Raw genomic sequence first — 14,884 nt, 5'->3', positions numbered from 1 at the left:
GATTCCTTATTATCAGTTGGAATAAAAAAGGACTTCATGAAACGCCTGCTGCTAACTGCGGTGCTCGCCGCACTCATGATCGGCGAAGTTCACGCCGAGTCCTTCACCATCTCCGACATCCGCGTAAACGGCCTGCAGCGGGTATCCGCCGGCAGCGTGTTCGGTGCTCTGCCGCTCAACGTCGGCGATCAGGCGGATGACCGCCGCTTGGTTGAAGCCACTAGGGCCCTGTTCAAGACCGGTTTCTTCCAGGACATCCAGCTTGGCCGTGACAACGGCGTTCTGGTGATCACCGTTGTCGAGCGCCCGTCGATTTCCAGCATCGAAATCGAGGGCAACAAGGCCATCACCAGCGAAGACCTGCTCAAGGGCCTGAAGCAGTCCGGCCTCTCCGAGGGCGAGATCTTCCAGCGTGCCACCCTCGAAGGCGTGCGTAACGAACTGCAGCGCCAGTACGTGGCCCAGGGCCGTTACTCCGCCGAGATCGACGCCGAAGTGATCCCGCAGCCGCGCAACCGTGTCGCGCTGAAGATCAACATCAACGAAGGCACGGTTGCCGCGATCCAGCACATCAACGTGGTGGGTAACACAGTATTCCCCGATGAGGACCTGATCGGCCTCTTCGAGCTGAAAACCACCAACTGGCTGTCCTTCTTCAAGAACGATGACAAGTACGCCCGCGAGAAACTCTCCGGTGACCTGGAGCGCCTGCGTTCCTATTACCTGGACCGCGGCTACATCAACATGGACATCTCCTCCACACAGGTGTCCATCACTCCGGACAAGAAGCACGTCTACATCACCGTCAACGTCGACGAGGGCGAGAAGTACACCATTCGCGACGTCAAGCTCTCCGGCGACCTGAAGGTGCCAGAAGAGGAAGTGAAGGCGCTGCTGCTGGTCAAGGAAGGTCAGGTCTTCTCCCGCAAGATCATGACCACCACGTCCGAGCTGATCACCCGCCGTCTGGGCAACGAGGGATACACCTTCGCCAACGTCAACGGCGTGCCTCAGGCACACGATGAGGATCACACCGTTTCCGTGACCTTCGCCGTCGACCCGGGCAAGCGTGCCTACGTCAACCGCATCAACTTCCGTGGCAACACCAAGTCCGAGGACGAAGTGCTGCGTCGCGAAATGCGTCAGATGGAAGGTGGCTGGGCGTCGACCTACCTGATCGACCAGTCGAAGACCCGCCTCGAGCGTCTGGGCTTCTTCAAGGAAGTCAACGTCGAGACCCCGCAGGTCCCCGGCACCGACGACCAGGTGGACGTCAACTACAGCGTGGAAGAGCAGCCCTCCGGCTCCATCACCGCCAGCGTCGGCTTCGCCCAGAGCGCAGGCCTGATCCTCGGTGGCTCGATCAGCCAGAACAACTTCCTCGGTACCGGTAACAAGGTCAGCATCGGTCTGACCCGCTCCGAGTACCAGACCCGCTACAACTTCGGTTTCGTCGACCCCTACTGGACCGTCGACGGTGTGAGCCTGGGCTACAACGCTTTCTACCGCACCACCGACTACGACGACCTCGATGTCGACGTATCCAGCTACTCGGTGAACAGCCTCGGTGGCGGCGTCAGCGTCGGCTACCCGATCAACGAGACTTCGCGCCTGACCTTCGGCTTGACCGTGCAGCAGGACGAGATCGACACCGGCCTGTACACCGTCGACGAGATCTTCGACTTCATCCGCCAGGAAGGCGACAGCTACCTGAACTTCAAGGGCTCCATCGGCTGGTCCGAATCCACACTCAACCGTGGCGTGCTGGCCAACCGCGGTCATTCCCAGAGCCTGGTGCTGGAAAGCACCCTGCCGGGCAGCGACCTGTCGTTCTTCAAACTCGACTACCGCGCCCAGCTGTTCACCCCGCTGAGCCAGAACACCGCGCTGCGCTGGCACACCGAACTGGGCTACGGCGACAGCTACGGCTCCACCTCCGAACTGCCGTTCTACGAGCATTACTTCGCCGGCGGCTTCAACTCGGTGCGTGGCTTCGAAGACAGCAGCCTCGGCCCGCGCAGTACTCCAAGTAAGGGTAAAAACCCAGGTACCATCACCGACCCGGACCAGGATCCGTTGCCCTTCGGTGGCAACGTGCTGGTACAGGGCGGCGTAGAGCTGCTGTTCCCGCTGCCCTTCGTCAAGGACCAGCGCCAACTGCGTACCGTGCTGTTCTGGGACGTGGGTAACGTGTTCGACACCAGTTGCTCGTCCACCGCGACCAACTGCAGCAGCATCAACGCAGGCGACCTCGCCAGCTCCGTGGGTGTGGGGCTGACCTGGATCACCGCGCTGGGGCCGTTGAGCTTCAGCCTGGGCATGCCGGTGAAGAAGCCGGACAATGCCGACACCCAGGTATTCCAGTTCTCCCTGGGCCAGACTTTCTAATTGCTGATCAAGAAGACAACAGTGTTTGTTGCAGGAGTGCATCGTGCGTAAGTTGACTCAAATCGTTCTGGTTGCCGCGGCCCTGATGGCCTCTCCGGCTTTTGCCGAGATGAAGGTTGCGGTACTGAACTATCAGATGGCGCTCCTCGAATCGGATTCGGCGAAGAAGTACGCCGTTGATGCCGAGAAGAAGTTCGGCCCGCAGCTGACCAAGCTGAAGACCCTGGAAAGCGACGCCAAGCGCATCCAGGACCGCCTGGTCAAGGAAGGCGAGAAGATGCAGCAGGCCGAGCGTGAGCGCCTGGAGCTCGAGTTCAAGCAGAAAGCCCGTGACTTCCAGTTCCAGTCCAAGGAACTGAACGAAGCCAAGGCCGTGGCCGATCGCGAAATGCTCAAGCAGCTCAAGCCGAAGCTGGACCAGGCCGTCGAAGAAGTCCTGAAGAAGGGCAGCTACGACCTGGTGCTGGAGCGTGGTGCGGTGATCGATGTCAAACCTCAGTACGACATCACCCGCCAGGTCATCGAGCGCATGAACCAACTGCGCTGATATGACCGCCCCGACCTTTACCCTCGGCCAGTTGGCCGAGCGTCTCGACGCCACCCTGCGTGGCGACGAGGCAAGGGTTGTCTCCGGATTGGCCACCCTGCAGGACGCTGGCCCCGATCAGCTGACCTTCCTGGCCAATCCGCAGTACCGCAAGTTTCTCGTCGATACCCGCGCTGCCGCCGTGCTGCTGACCCCGGCCGACGCCGAAGGCTTCACCGGTGACGCGCTTCTGGTGCCCAACCCCTACCTGGCTTACGCCCGGCTCTCCCACCTGTTCGATCCCAAACCCGTCTCCGCTGCCGGCATCCATCCGAGCGCGGTAGTCGCGACCGATGCCATCGTCGATCCGTCGGCGAGCATCGGGCCTGGCGCGGTGATCGAGTCCGGTGCGCAGATCGGCGCGGGCGTTACCATTGGCGCCTATAGCGTCATCGGTGCCCGCAGCGTGGTGGGCGAGGGTGGCTGGCTGGCGCCGCGAGTCACGCTTTACCACGATGTCCGCATCGGTAAGCGTGTGGTCATCCAGTCGGGTGCCGTGATCGGTGGCGAGGGCTTCGGCTTCGCCAACGAGAAGGGCGTCTGGCAGAAGATCGCGCAGATCGGCGGCGTCACCCTGGGCGACGATGTCGAGGTGGGTGCCAATACCACCATCGACCGTGGCGCCCTGGCCGACACCCTGATCGGCAACGGTGTGAAACTGGACAACCAGATCATGATCGCCCACAACGTCCAGATCGGTGACAACACCGCTATGGCCGGTTGCGTGGGCATTTCGGGCAGTACCAAGATCGGCCGCAACTGCATGATTGCAGGCGGCGTCGGCATGGTCGGGCATATCGAGGTCTGCGATGGCGTGTTCGTCACCGGCATGACCATGGTCACCCGTTCCATTACCGAGCCTGGTGCCTATTCCTCCGGTACCGCCATGCAACCTGCAGCGGATTGGAAGAAGAGCGCAGCCAGGATTCGCCAGTTGGATGACATGGCGCGTCGTCTGCAACAGCTGGAAAAGCGCCTGGCGTCAGTGACCCCGGGCGGGGATGCTTCATCTGATGCGTGACCCGCGCAGCGCCGCGCATCCCCAATCCCCTTTTAAGGCTCCAGGAAAATGATGGACATCAACGAGATTCGCGAATACCTGCCGCACCGCTACCCTTTCCTTCTGGTGGATCGGGTCGTGGATCTGGATATCGAAGGCAAGCGCATTCGCGCCTACAAGAATGTCAGCATCAACGAGCCATTCTTCAACGGCCACTTCCCCGAACACCCGATCATGCCGGGCGTGCTGATCATCGAAGCGATGGCCCAGGCTGCCGGCATTCTCGGTTTCAAGATGCTCGACGTGAAGCCGGCCGACGGCACCCTGTATTACTTCGTCGGCTCCGACAAGCTGCGCTTCCGCCAGCCGGTGCTGCCGGGTGACCAGCTGATCCTCGAAGCCAGCTTCCGCAGCGTCAAGCGCAGCATCTGGAAGTTCGAGTGCCAGGCCAGTGTCGATGGCAAGGAAGTCTGCTCGGCCGAAATCATTTGTGCGGAACGCAAATTATGAGTTTGATCGACCCTCGCGCCATCATCGATCCGTCAGCTCGGCTGGCGGATGACGTCCAGGTCGGCCCCTGGTCGATCATTGGACCCGATGTGGAAATCGGCGAGGGTAGCGTGGTCGGCCCCCATGTAGTGATCAAGGGCCCGACCCGCATCGGCAAGCACAATCGCATCTACCAGTTTTCTTCGGTAGGCGAGGACACGCCCGACCTGAAATACAAGGGCGAGCCCACCCGGCTGGTGATCGGCGATCACAATGTGATCCGCGAGGGCGTCACCATCCACCGGGGTACCGTGCAGGACCGATCCGAAACCACCATTGGCGACCACAACCTGCTGATGGCCTATGTGCACATCGGCCACGACAGTGTGATCGCCAATCATTGCATCCTGGTCAACAACACCGCGCTGGCGGGCCATGTCCATGTGGATGACTGGGCGATCCTCTCCGGCTTCACCCTGGTCCACCAGTTCTGCCGCATCGGCGCCCACAGCTTCTCCGGCATGGGCACCGCCATCGGCAAAGATGTTCCGGCCTATGTCACCGTGTTCGGCAACCCCGCCGAGGCGCGCAGCATGAACTTCGAGGGCATGCGCCGTCGTGGTTTCTCCGCCGAGGCGATCCAGGCCCTGCGCCGTGCCTACAAGGTGGTCTACCGCCAGGGGCTGACCGTCGAGCAGGCGCTCGCCGAGCTGGCCGAATCCTCCGAACAGTTCCCCGAGGTTGCGGTGTTCCGCGACTCGATCCAGTCCTCGACCCGCGGCATCACCCGCTGAGCCCATGACCCGTCCATTGCGCATCGCGCTGGTCGCCGGCGAGGCGTCCGGCGACATTCTCGGCTCCGGCCTCATGCAAGCCCTCAAAACCCGTCACCCCGATGCCGAATTCATTGGCGTCGGTGGACCGTTGATGGAGGCCGAAGGGCTGGTTTCCTATTTCCCCATGGAGCGTCTCGCGGTGATGGGGCTGGTCGAGGTACTCGGCCGCCTGCCTGAGCTGCTGCGCCGTCGCAAGCGGCTGATCGCCACCCTGATCGACGCGCGCCCAGACGTTTTCATCGGTATCGACGCCCCCGACTTCAACCTGGGCGTCGAGCTCAAGTTGCGTCGCGCCGGCATTCGCACCGTGCATTACGTCAGCCCCTCCGTGTGGGCCTGGCGGCAGAAGCGCGTGCTGAAGATTCGTGAAGGCTGCGACCTGATGCTCACCCTGTTCCCCTTCGAGGCGCAGTTCTACGAGGCCCATCAGGTGCCCGTGCGTTTCGTCGGGCACCCGCTCGCCGACACCATTCCGTTGCAGGCCGACCGTGCCGCCGCCCGCGCGGCCATCGACGTCCCGGAGGATGTGTCGCTGGTTGCGCTGATGCCCGGCAGCCGGGGCGGCGAGGTGGGCAAGCTCGGCAGCCTGTTCCTCGATGCCGCCGAGCGCATGCGTTCCATGCGTTCGGGCCTGCACTTCGTACTGCCGTGCGCCAGCCCCGCTCGACGCCAGCAGCTGGAGCAGATGCTGGCGGGCCGGAACCTGCCGCTGACGCTGCTCGATGGCCGCTCGCACCAGGCCCTGGCGGCCTGCGACGCGGTGTTGATCGCATCGGGCACTGCGACCCTGGAAGCCTTGCTGTACAAGCGCCCGATGGTGGTGGCCTACAAGGTTGCCCCCATGACCTATCGCATCCTCAAGCGATTGGTGAAAAGCCCCTATGTTTCGCTGCCCAACCTGCTGGCCCAGCGCCTGCTGGTTCCCGAGTTGCTGCAGGACGCGGCCACGGCGGAGGCGCTGGCGCAGACGCTGGTGCCGCTGCTCGATGGCGGTGATGTGCAGACCGAGGGCTTCGACGTGATCCATCGTACCCTGCGCCTCGACGCTTCCAAGGAAGCGGCCGGTGCAGTACTCGAGCTGATAGGGAGCCGCTGATGCAACTCGGACTGGATTTCGCCCTGGTGGAAGAACTGGTTGCCGGCGTCGACGAGGTGGGCCGTGGCCCGCTTTGCGGCCCCGTGGTCACCGCTGCGGTGATCCTCGATCCCGCGCGCCCCATTCTTGGCCTCAATGATTCGAAGAAGCTCACCGAGGCACGCCGTGAGGCGTTGTTCGACGAGATCCGCGAGAAGGCCCTGGCCTGGTGCATTGCCCGCGCCGAGGTGGAGGAGATCGATCGCCTGAATATCCTCCACGCCACCATGCTGGCTATGCAGCGTGCGGTCGAAGGGCTGAGCATCACCCCGAAACTGGCGCTCATCGACGGCAACCGCTGCCCGAAGCTCGCCGTGCCCAGCGCACCGGTGATCCAGGGCGACGCCAAGGTGCCGGCCATCGCCGCTGCCTCGATCCTGGCCAAGGTCAGCCGTGACCGCGAGATGCAGGAACTGGACGCGCTGTACCCCGGCTACGGCATGGGCGGGCACAAGGGTTACCCCACTCCCGTGCATCTGGAAGCCTTGCGCCGCCTGGGCGCTACGCCCATTCACCGGCGCTCCTTCGCGCCGGTACGGGCGGTGATCGAAGGCGCCGACTGACGCTCGTCAGCCCGCCTGATCCTCATTTGATCGGCCTGCCGGAGCGCGTTCCGGCAAGCGGCCGTTTCCGACTTGAAGCCTGCTGCCGCTTCCGCTGTACAATCCCGGCCTTGCCGTTTTTGCGTTTTGAATAGGACCGCCATGACTGTCGCCTTCGTCCATCTCCGTCTGCATTCCGAATACTCCCTGGTCGACGGCCTGGTACGGGTCAAGCCCCTGATCAAGGCTGTTGCGGGGGCCGGTATGCCCGCCGTCGCGGTCACCGACCAGAGCAACATGTGCTCCCTGGTCAAGTTCTACAAGGCGGCCATGGGCGGTGGCATCAAGCCGATCTGCGGCGCCGACATCTGGCTGGCCAGCCCTTATGAGGACGGCCCGCTGACGCGCATGACCCTGCTGGTGATGAACGCCAAGGGTTATCGCAACCTTACCGAACTCGTGTCCCGGGGCTGGTCGGAAGGCCAGAGCAACGACCTGGTGATCATCCAGCGCGACTGGGTGAAGGAGGCCGCCGAAGGCCTGATCGCCCTCTCCGGTTCCAAGGAGGGCGAGATTGGCATGGCGCTGCTCAGCGGCGACCAAGCGGGGGCCGAGGCCTTGCTGGCCGAGTGGCAGGCCGTTTTCCCCGATCGCTTCTACCTGGAGCTGCAGCGCACCTCCCGGGTCAACGATGAGGAGCACGTGCACGCAGCCGTCGCCCTGGCAGACCGCTGTGGTGCCCTGCTGGTGGCGACCAACGACGTGCGCTTCATCAAGCCCGGCGACTTCGATGCTCACGAGACCCGCGTCTGCATCGGCGAAAGCCGTGTCCTTGACGATCCGCGCCGGCCACGCAACTTCTCCGACCAGCAGTACCTGAAGTCCCCGGAGGAGATGGCCGAGCTGTTCGCCGACATTCCCGAGGCGCTGCAGAACACCGTCGAGATCGCCAAGCGTTGCAACATCGAGGTGCAGCTGGGCAAGCACTTCCTGCCCGACTTCCCGACGCCCAACGGCATGGGCATCGACGACTACCTGCGCCACGCCTCCTACGAAGGGCTGGAAGAACGCCTCAAGGTGCTCTGGCCCAAGGACACCACGCCCGACTACGAGGAAAAGCGCCAGCTTTACATCGACCGGCTGGAGTTCGAACTGGGCACCATCATCCAGATGGGCTTCCCCGGTTACTTCCTGATCGTTGCCGACTTCATCCAGTGGGCCAAGAACAACGACGTGCCGGTGGGCCCTGGTCGGGGCTCGGGTGCCGGCTCCCTGGTGGCTTACGTACTCAAGATCACCGACCTCGACCCGCTGGCCTATGACCTGCTGTTCGAACGTTTCCTCAACCCCGAGCGGGTCTCCATGCCCGACTTCGACGTCGACTTCTGCATGGACGGCCGTGACCGCGTGATCGACTACGTGGCCGACAAATACGGGCGCAACGCGGTAAGCCAGATCATCACCTTCGGCTCCATGGCGGCCAAGGCGGTGGTGCGCGATGTGGCGCGGGTGCAGGGCAAGTCCTACGGCCTGGCCGATCGCCTGTCGAAGATGATTCCCTTCGAAGTGGGCATGACCCTGGAGGCCGCCTTCAATCAGGAGGAGGCGCTGCGCGACTTCCTCAAGGTCGACGAGGAAGCCCAGGAAATCTGGGACATGGCCCTGAAGCTCGAAGGCATCACCCGTGGTACCGGCAAGCACGCCGGTGGCGTGGTGATTGCGCCGACCAAGCTCACCGACTTCTCGCCCATCGCGTGCGACGAGGAGGGTGGCGGCCTGGTGACCCAGTTCGACAAGGATGACGTTGAAGCCGCCGGCCTGGTGAAGTTCGACTTCCTCGGCCTGCGTACGCTGACGATCATCAAGTGGGCCATGGAGATGATCAACCGGGAGCGGGTCAAGGAAGGCAAGCCCCTGGTGGATATCGACCGCATCCCGCTGGATGACAAGAAAACCTACGACATGCTGCAGAAGGCGGAGACCACTGCGGTCTTCCAGCTCGAATCCCGCGGCATGAAGGAGCTGATCAAGAAGCTCAAGCCCGACTGCCTGGAAGACATGATCGCCCTGGTGGCGCTGTTCCGCCCGGGCCCGCTGCAATCGGGCATGGTGGACGACTTCATCAACCGCAAGCACGGTCGGGCCGAGCTGTCCTACCCGCACCCGGACTACCAGTACGCGGGCCTCGAGCCCGTGCTCAAGCCCACCTACGGCATCATCCTGTACCAGGAACAGGTGATGCAGATTGCCCAGGTGATGGCGGGCTACACCCTCGGCGGCGCGGATATGTTGCGCCGTGCCATGGGCAAGAAGAAGCCCGAGGAGATGGCCAAGCAGCGTGGCGGCTTCATCGAAGGCTGCTCCAGCAACGGTATCGACGAGAACCTCTCGGGCAACATCTTCGACCTGGTGGAAAAGTTCGCCGGCTACGGCTTCAACAAATCCCACTCGGCAGCCTACGGCTGGGTCTCCTACCAGACCGCCTGGCTCAAGGCGCACTTCCCGTCGCCCTTCATGGCTGCGGTACTCACGGCGGACATGCACAACACCGATAAGGTGGTGACGCTGATCGAAGAGTGCCGGAACATGAAGCTGCGCATCGTCGCGCCGGACGTGAATAACTCCGAATACCGCTTCACCGTCGATGACGCCGGGCAGATCATCTACGGCCTGGGCGCCATCAAGGGCGTGGGCGAGGGCCCGGTGGAGGCGATCACCGAGTGCCGCGCCGAGGGCGGCCCGTTCAAGGACCTCTTCGATTTCTGCAACCGCATCGACCTCAAGCGCGTCAACAAGCGCACCCTGGACGCCCTGATCCGAGGCGGCGCACTGGATCGCCTCGGCCCGTTCTTCAGTGAAGAGCCCAAGGCCTACCAGGCGGGCATCGACCGCAACCGCGGGGTGCTCCTGGCGTCCATGGAGGAAGCCATCCAGGCTGCCGAGCAGACGGCGCGCAGCCACGACAGCGGACACATGGACCTGTTCGGCGGCCTGTTCGCCGAACCCGAAGCGGACATGTACGCCAACCATCGCAACGCCAAGGAGCTGTCCCTCAAGGAGCGGCTCAAGGGCGAGAAGGATGCCCTGGGGATCTACCTCACCGGGCACCCGATCGACGAATACGAAGGCGAGGTGCGTCGCTTCGCCCGCCAGCGCATCGTCGAGCTGAAGCCTGCGCGTGACACCCAGACCATCGCCGGCCTGATCGTCAACCTGCGGGTGATGAAGAACAAGAAGGGCGACAAGATGGGCTTCATCACCCTCGACGACCGTTCCGGTCGCATCGAGGCGTCGCTGTTCGCCGATGCCTTCAACTCCGCCAGTGCATTGCTGCAGACCGACGCGCTGGTGGTGGTCGAGGGCGAGGTCAGCCACGACGATTTCTCCGGCGGCCTGCGCCTGCGTGCCAAGCGCGTGATGAGCCTGGAGGAGGCCCGCACGGGGCTCGCCGAGAGCCTGCGGATGAAGGTCGACCACAGCGCCCTGCAGGGCGATCGCCTGCGCTGGCTGGCTGATCTGTGCAATCGCCATCGTGGCTCCTGCCCGATCACGCTGGACTACAGTGGAGCGAGTGCCAAGGCGTTGCTGCAGTTCGGTGAGCAGTGGCGGATCGACCCCGCCGACGCTTTGATTCAGGCATTGCGTGACCAGTTTGGGCGCGACAACGTCTTCCTGCACTACCGCTGAAGCGAAGGGGCGCCCGGTCGCCCCTCGTTTTCTCGACCCACACGCGCCCTTCCTTTAAGGTAGGGCGCCAAATGGAACCAGCCGCCTGGCCCCACGCGCACGACGGAAGCCTATGAACCCGAATTTTCTGGATTTCGAACAGCCGATCGCTGACCTGCAAGCCAAGATCGAGGAGCTGCGCCTGGTCGGCAACGACAACGCGCTGAACATCACCGACGAAATCTCCCGCTTGCAGGAGAAGAGCAGCGCGCTCACCGAAAGCATCTTCGGCAACCTGACCAGCTGGCAGATCGCCCAGTTGGCACGCCACCCGCGCCGCCCCTACACCCTCGATTACATCGAGCACATCTTCACCGAGTTCGACGAGCTGCATGGCGATCGCCACTTCTCCGACGACGCGGCCCTGGTCGGTGGCGTTGCCCGCCTGGATGACCAGCCGGTGATGATCATCGGCCACCAGAAAGGCCGTGAAGTGCGCGAAAAGGTACGCCGCAACTTCGGCATGCCGCGCCCCGAGGGTTATCGCAAGGCCTGCCGCCTGATGGAAATGGCGGAACGCTTCAAGATGCCGATCCTCACCTTCATCGACACCCCCGGCGCCTACCCGGGCATCGATGCCGAAGAGCGTGGCCAGAGCGAAGCCATCGCCTGGAACCTGCGCGTGATGGCGCGCCTGAAGACCCCGATCATCGCCACCGTCATCGGTGAGGGTGGTTCCGGTGGTGCGCTGGCCATTGGCGTCTGCGACCGCCTGAACATGCTGCAGTACTCCACTTATTCGGTGATCTCGCCGGAAGGCTGCGCGTCCATCCTGTGGAAAACCGCCGAGAAGGCACCAGATGCCGCCGAGGCGATGGGCATCACCGCCGAGCGCCTCAAGGGCCTGGGCATCGTCGACAAGGTGATCGGCGAACCCCTGGGTGGCGCCCATCGCGAACCGGCCGTAGCGGCCGCGTCGATCCGTGCGGAACTGACCTCGCAACTGCAAGCCCTGAAGAAACTCGACACCGACGACCTGCTGGCTCGCCGTTACGAGCGCCTGATGAGCTATGGCGTGGCCTGACGGCCATGGGGACGAGCGCGTGACCGCAAGCGGCCACTCGCTCGTCCTGAAGCTCGAATCCCTCCTGTTGGTTGCCGTCGCCCCCTGGCGTGACGCACCGGCCTGGCGGGTGGCCTTCTCCGGAGGGTTGGATTCCACCGTCCTGCTGCACCTCCTGGTGCGCCTCGCCGAGCGCGAGCGCCTGCCACCTCTCTCCGCCATCCATGTTCACCACGGCCTGCAGCCCGCTGCAGAGGCCTGGCCTGCCCATTGCCAGCGCATATGCGACGGGCTGGGTGTGCCGCTGGATGTGGCGCGGGTGCGGGTGGCGCCGGGCAACAGCCTGGAGCGTGCTGCGCGCGATGCCCGTTATGCCGCCTTCATCGCTCGGCTCGGGGCAGGGGAGGTGCTGATGAGTGCCCAGCACCGTGACGACCAGGCGGAAACCCTGCTGTTCCGCCTGCTGCGTGGCGCAGGGGTGCGTGGCCTGGCGGGTATGCCGGGCAGTCGCGTGCTGGGGGGTGGTGTTCTGCTTCGGCCGCTGCTGCAGGTGCCTCGCGCTGAACTCGAAGCCTGTGCGCGTGAGCTGGGGCTGGAGTGGGTCGAGGACCCGTCCAACGATGACACCGAATTCTCCCGCAACTACTTGCGTCAACGGATCATGCCGGCACTTGCCGAGCGCTGGCCGCAGGCGTCGTCGAGTATCGCCCGCAGTGCCGAGCATCTGGCCGAAGGCGAAGCGCTGCTCGGCGAACTGGCGCAACTGGATTTGCAGGCGGCACGTACCGACAGCGCTTTCCCCTGGCTGCTGCTGCCGTCCCTGGAGCTGGCGCCGTTGATCGGCTTGTCTCCGGCCCGGCAGCGCAATGCCCTGCGCCACTGGCTCAACGCGTTCACCGCGATGCCGGACAGCGGGCACTGGGCTGGCTGGGACGACTTGCGTGATGCCGGCTCCAGTGCCAGCCCGGTCTGGAAACTCCAGGGCGGAGAACTACGGCGCGCCGACGGACGGCTGTGGTGGTTGCCCGGCAGTTGGCAGCAGGGGCTGTTGGCGGGCGGGCAATGGCCTGAGCCCGGCAAGGTGCTGGAGTTGCCCGGCAACGGCCAGTTGCAGCTTGTCGGCGAGCCCCCGCAAGGTGCGCTCGAGGTGCGCTACCGCCAGGGCGGTGAAGTGCTCGATGTCGCGGGGCGTGGGCGTCGCGACCTCAAGCGCCTCCTCAACGAGAGCGGCTTGCCGGCGTTCGTCCGTGGGCGCCTGCCACTGCTCTACCGCAGGGGGGAACTGCTTGCCGTGGCCAATCTCCCGGGCCTCGCCGGGCCTGCGGATGCGCGCTGGCGACTGCGCTGGACACCGCCGACGAATGACCAAGGTTTGAGCTGAAAGGGTCTTTCCGGTAGACTACGCTCCCGTCTTACAGAGCTCTTGCTGATTCCTTCGGAGTCGGCGGGAGTTTGCCGTTTTGGCACTGTTCCAGATTGCAGGCTTCGGCCTTACTTCGCTCTCCCCGGCGGCCTTCCGCCTAAACGCAGACTTCTAGGGTTTTTCATGACGCGCTACATCTTCGTCACGGGTGGTGTTGTTTCTTCATTGGGGAAAGGCATCGCCTCGGCATCCTTGGCCGCCATTCTGGAAGCGCGGGGGCTGAAGGTCACCATGCTCAAGCTGGATCCGTACATCAACGTCGATCCCGGCACCATGAGCCCCTTCCAGCACGGTGAAGTGTTCGTCACCGAGGACGGCGCAGAGACCGACCTCGACCTGGGCCACTACGAGCGCTTCGTGCGCACCACCATGACCCAGAACAACAACTTCACCACCGGCCGCGTCTACGAGGACGTGCTGCGCAAGGAGCGCCGTGGTGACTACCTGGGCGCCACCATCCAGGTCATCCCGCACATCACCGACGAGATCAAGCGTCGCATCATCAAGGGCGCCGGCGATGCCGACGTCGCGATGGTCGAGATCGGCGGCACCGTGGGTGACATCGAGTCCCAGCCCTTCCTCGAAGCCATTCGCCAGTTGCGCGTGGAAGTGGGCGCCAAGCGCGCCATGCTGATGCACCTGACCCTGGTCCCCTACATCGCCACTGCCGGCGAGACCAAGACCAAGCCGACCCAGCACTCGGTGAAGGAACTGCGCTCCATCGGTCTGCAGCCCGACGTACTGATCTGCCGCTCCGACCATGAAGTCGACCTGTCTTCGCGTCGCAAGATCGCCCTGTTCACCAACGTGGAAGAGCGCGCGGTCATCGCCCTGCAGGACGTCGACACCATCTACAAGATTCCTTCCGTGCTCCACGCCCAGGGCCTGGACGACTTCGTCGTCGAGCGCTTCGGCCTGCAGTGCGGCGGTGCCGATCTTTCCGAGTGGGATCGCGTCGTCGATGCCAAGCTGAACCCGGAGAAGGACGTCACCATCGCCATGGTCGGCAAGTACATGGAGCTGCTGGACGCGTACAAGTCGCTGATCGAAGCGATGAGCCATGCCGGCATCCAGAACCGCACCAAGGTCAACCTGCGCTACATCGATTCCGAAGATATCGAGAACCAGGGCACCAGCCTGCTGGAAGGCGTCGACGCCATCCTGGTTCCCGGCGGCTTCGGCCTGCGCGGCGTGGAAGGCAAGATCACCACCGTCAAATACGCACGCGAGAACAAGATCCCCTACCTGGGCATCTGCCTCGGCATGCAGGTGGCGGTCATCGAGTTCGCCCGCAACGTGCTGGGCTGGACCGACGCCAACTCCACCGAATTCGACAAGGCCAGCGGCCACCCGGTCGTGGGCCTGATCACCGAGTGGGAAGATGCCACCGGTGCCACCGAGATCCGTACCGAGGCGTCCGACCTGGGCGGCACCATGCGCCTTGGCGCCCAGGCCTGCCAGCTGGAAAGCGGCTCCCTTGTGCATGCCTGCTACGGCAAGGACGAGATCGTCGAGCGCCACCGCCACCGTTACGAAGTGAACAACAACCTGCTGCCGCAACTGCGCGAAGCGGGTCTGAAGATCACCGGTCGCTCCGGCGACGGCGCCCTGGTCGAAGTGGTCGAGGCTCCGGATCATCCCTGGTTCGTCGCCTGCCAGTTCCACCCGGAGTTCACCTCCACGCCGCGTTACGGTCACCCGCTGTTCAGCGGCTTCGTCAACGCCGCCCTGGCGCAGAAAGCGAAGAAGGCCTGAC

The 14,884-nt window shown here is 63.9% G+C and carries 11 protein-coding genes; all 11 read left to right on the top strand.

Translation table 11 applies throughout. The features are described from left to right. Positions 1-36: 36 nt before the first annotated feature. The 11 genes from bamA (at position 37) to ACXI0U_RS17325 (ending at position 14,883) form a co-directional block, all read left to right on the top strand. Positions 37-2,388, top strand: a complete 2,352-nt coding sequence (gene bamA / locus ACXI0U_RS17375) for an outer membrane protein assembly factor BamA (RefSeq protein ID WP_021219435.1) — start codon at positions 37-39, stop codon at positions 2,386-2,388. Positions 2,389-2,431: 43 nt separating this feature from the next. After that, a complete protein-coding gene (locus tag ACXI0U_RS17370) occupies positions 2,432-2,935 on the top strand; it encodes an OmpH/Skp family outer membrane protein (protein WP_031287668.1) in 504 nt (167 codons plus the stop codon). Position 2,936: 1 nt separating this feature from the next. Further along, positions 2,937-3,995, top strand: a complete 1,059-nt coding sequence (lpxD, locus tag ACXI0U_RS17365; RefSeq protein WP_374978751.1) for a UDP-3-O-(3-hydroxymyristoyl)glucosamine N-acyltransferase — start codon at positions 2,937-2,939, stop codon at positions 3,993-3,995. Positions 3,996-4,043: 48 nt separating this feature from the next. Then, positions 4,044-4,484, top strand: coding sequence for a 3-hydroxyacyl-ACP dehydratase FabZ (fabZ, locus tag ACXI0U_RS17360; protein ID WP_031287666.1), 441 nt, complete (start codon positions 4,044-4,046; stop codon positions 4,482-4,484). Next, positions 4,481-5,257: an acyl-ACP--UDP-N-acetylglucosamine O-acyltransferase gene (lpxA, locus tag ACXI0U_RS17355; protein WP_021219431.1), complete on the top strand. Its 777-nt coding sequence runs from the start codon at positions 4,481-4,483 to the stop codon at positions 5,255-5,257. Before fabZ ends, lpxA begins: the two co-directional genes overlap by 4 nt. Before the next feature lie 4 nt (positions 5,258-5,261). Then, positions 5,262-6,395 (top strand): lipid-A-disaccharide synthase, encoded by a 1,134-nt coding sequence (lpxB, locus tag ACXI0U_RS17350; protein WP_374978750.1) that lies wholly within the window; start codon positions 5,262-5,264, stop codon positions 6,393-6,395. Continuing rightward, the gene (rnhB, locus tag ACXI0U_RS17345) at positions 6,395-6,997 is read left to right on the top strand and encodes a ribonuclease HII (RefSeq protein WP_021219429.1); all 603 of its coding nucleotides are present in this window, start codon (positions 6,395-6,397) and stop codon (positions 6,995-6,997) included. The genes lpxB and rnhB overlap by 1 nt, the downstream gene beginning before the upstream one ends. Before the next feature lie 141 nt (positions 6,998-7,138). Next, positions 7,139-10,663 carry a DNA polymerase III subunit alpha gene (gene dnaE / locus ACXI0U_RS17340; RefSeq protein WP_043243651.1) on the top strand — a complete coding sequence of 1,175 codons (3,525 nt, stop codon included), beginning with the start codon at positions 7,139-7,141 and terminating at the stop codon, positions 10,661-10,663. A gap of 112 nt (positions 10,664-10,775) precedes the next feature. Then, positions 10,776-11,726 (top strand): acetyl-CoA carboxylase carboxyl transferase subunit alpha, encoded by a 951-nt coding sequence (accA, locus tag ACXI0U_RS17335; protein WP_021219427.1) that lies wholly within the window; start codon positions 10,776-10,778, stop codon positions 11,724-11,726. A gap of 46 nt (positions 11,727-11,772) precedes the next feature. Further along, the gene (gene tilS / locus ACXI0U_RS17330; protein WP_479551103.1) at positions 11,773-13,086 is read left to right on the top strand and encodes a tRNA lysidine(34) synthetase TilS; all 1,314 of its coding nucleotides are present in this window, start codon (positions 11,773-11,775) and stop codon (positions 13,084-13,086) included. Between the two features lie 165 nt (positions 13,087-13,251). Continuing rightward, positions 13,252-14,883 carry a CTP synthase gene (locus ACXI0U_RS17325; protein ID WP_031287661.1) on the top strand — a complete coding sequence of 544 codons (1,632 nt, stop codon included), beginning with the start codon at positions 13,252-13,254 and terminating at the stop codon, positions 14,881-14,883. The last annotated feature ends 1 nt before the right edge of the window (position 14,884 follow it).

The sequence above is a fragment of the Pseudomonas sp. C9D1 genome, from assembly GCF_056491235.1.
The sequence above is the reverse complement of the archived record's forward strand: the minus strand, read 5'-3'. Positions and strand labels throughout refer to the sequence as shown.

Bases quoted from the DNA above. Each gene is read 5' to 3' on its own strand.
- bamA (WP_021219435.1), top strand. From the start codon at position 37: ATGAAACGCCTGCTGCTAACTGCGGTGCTCGCCGCACTCATGATCGGC.
- lpxD (WP_374978751.1), top strand. From the start codon at position 2,937: ATGACCGCCCCGACCTTTACCCTCGGCCAGTTGGCCGAGCGTCTCGAC.
- fabZ (WP_031287666.1), top strand. From the start codon at position 4,044: ATGATGGACATCAACGAGATTCGCGAATACCTGCCGCACCGCTACCCT.
- lpxA (WP_021219431.1), top strand. From the start codon at position 4,481: ATGAGTTTGATCGACCCTCGCGCCATCATCGATCCGTCAGCTCGGCTG.
- lpxB (WP_374978750.1), top strand. From the start codon at position 5,262: ATGACCCGTCCATTGCGCATCGCGCTGGTCGCCGGCGAGGCGTCCGGC.
- rnhB (WP_021219429.1), top strand. From the start codon at position 6,395: ATGCAACTCGGACTGGATTTCGCCCTGGTGGAAGAACTGGTTGCCGGC.
- dnaE (WP_043243651.1), top strand. From the start codon at position 7,139: ATGACTGTCGCCTTCGTCCATCTCCGTCTGCATTCCGAATACTCCCTG.
- accA (WP_021219427.1), top strand. From the start codon at position 10,776: ATGAACCCGAATTTTCTGGATTTCGAACAGCCGATCGCTGACCTGCAA.
- ACXI0U_RS17325 (WP_031287661.1), top strand. From the start codon at position 13,252: ATGACGCGCTACATCTTCGTCACGGGTGGTGTTGTTTCTTCATTGGGG.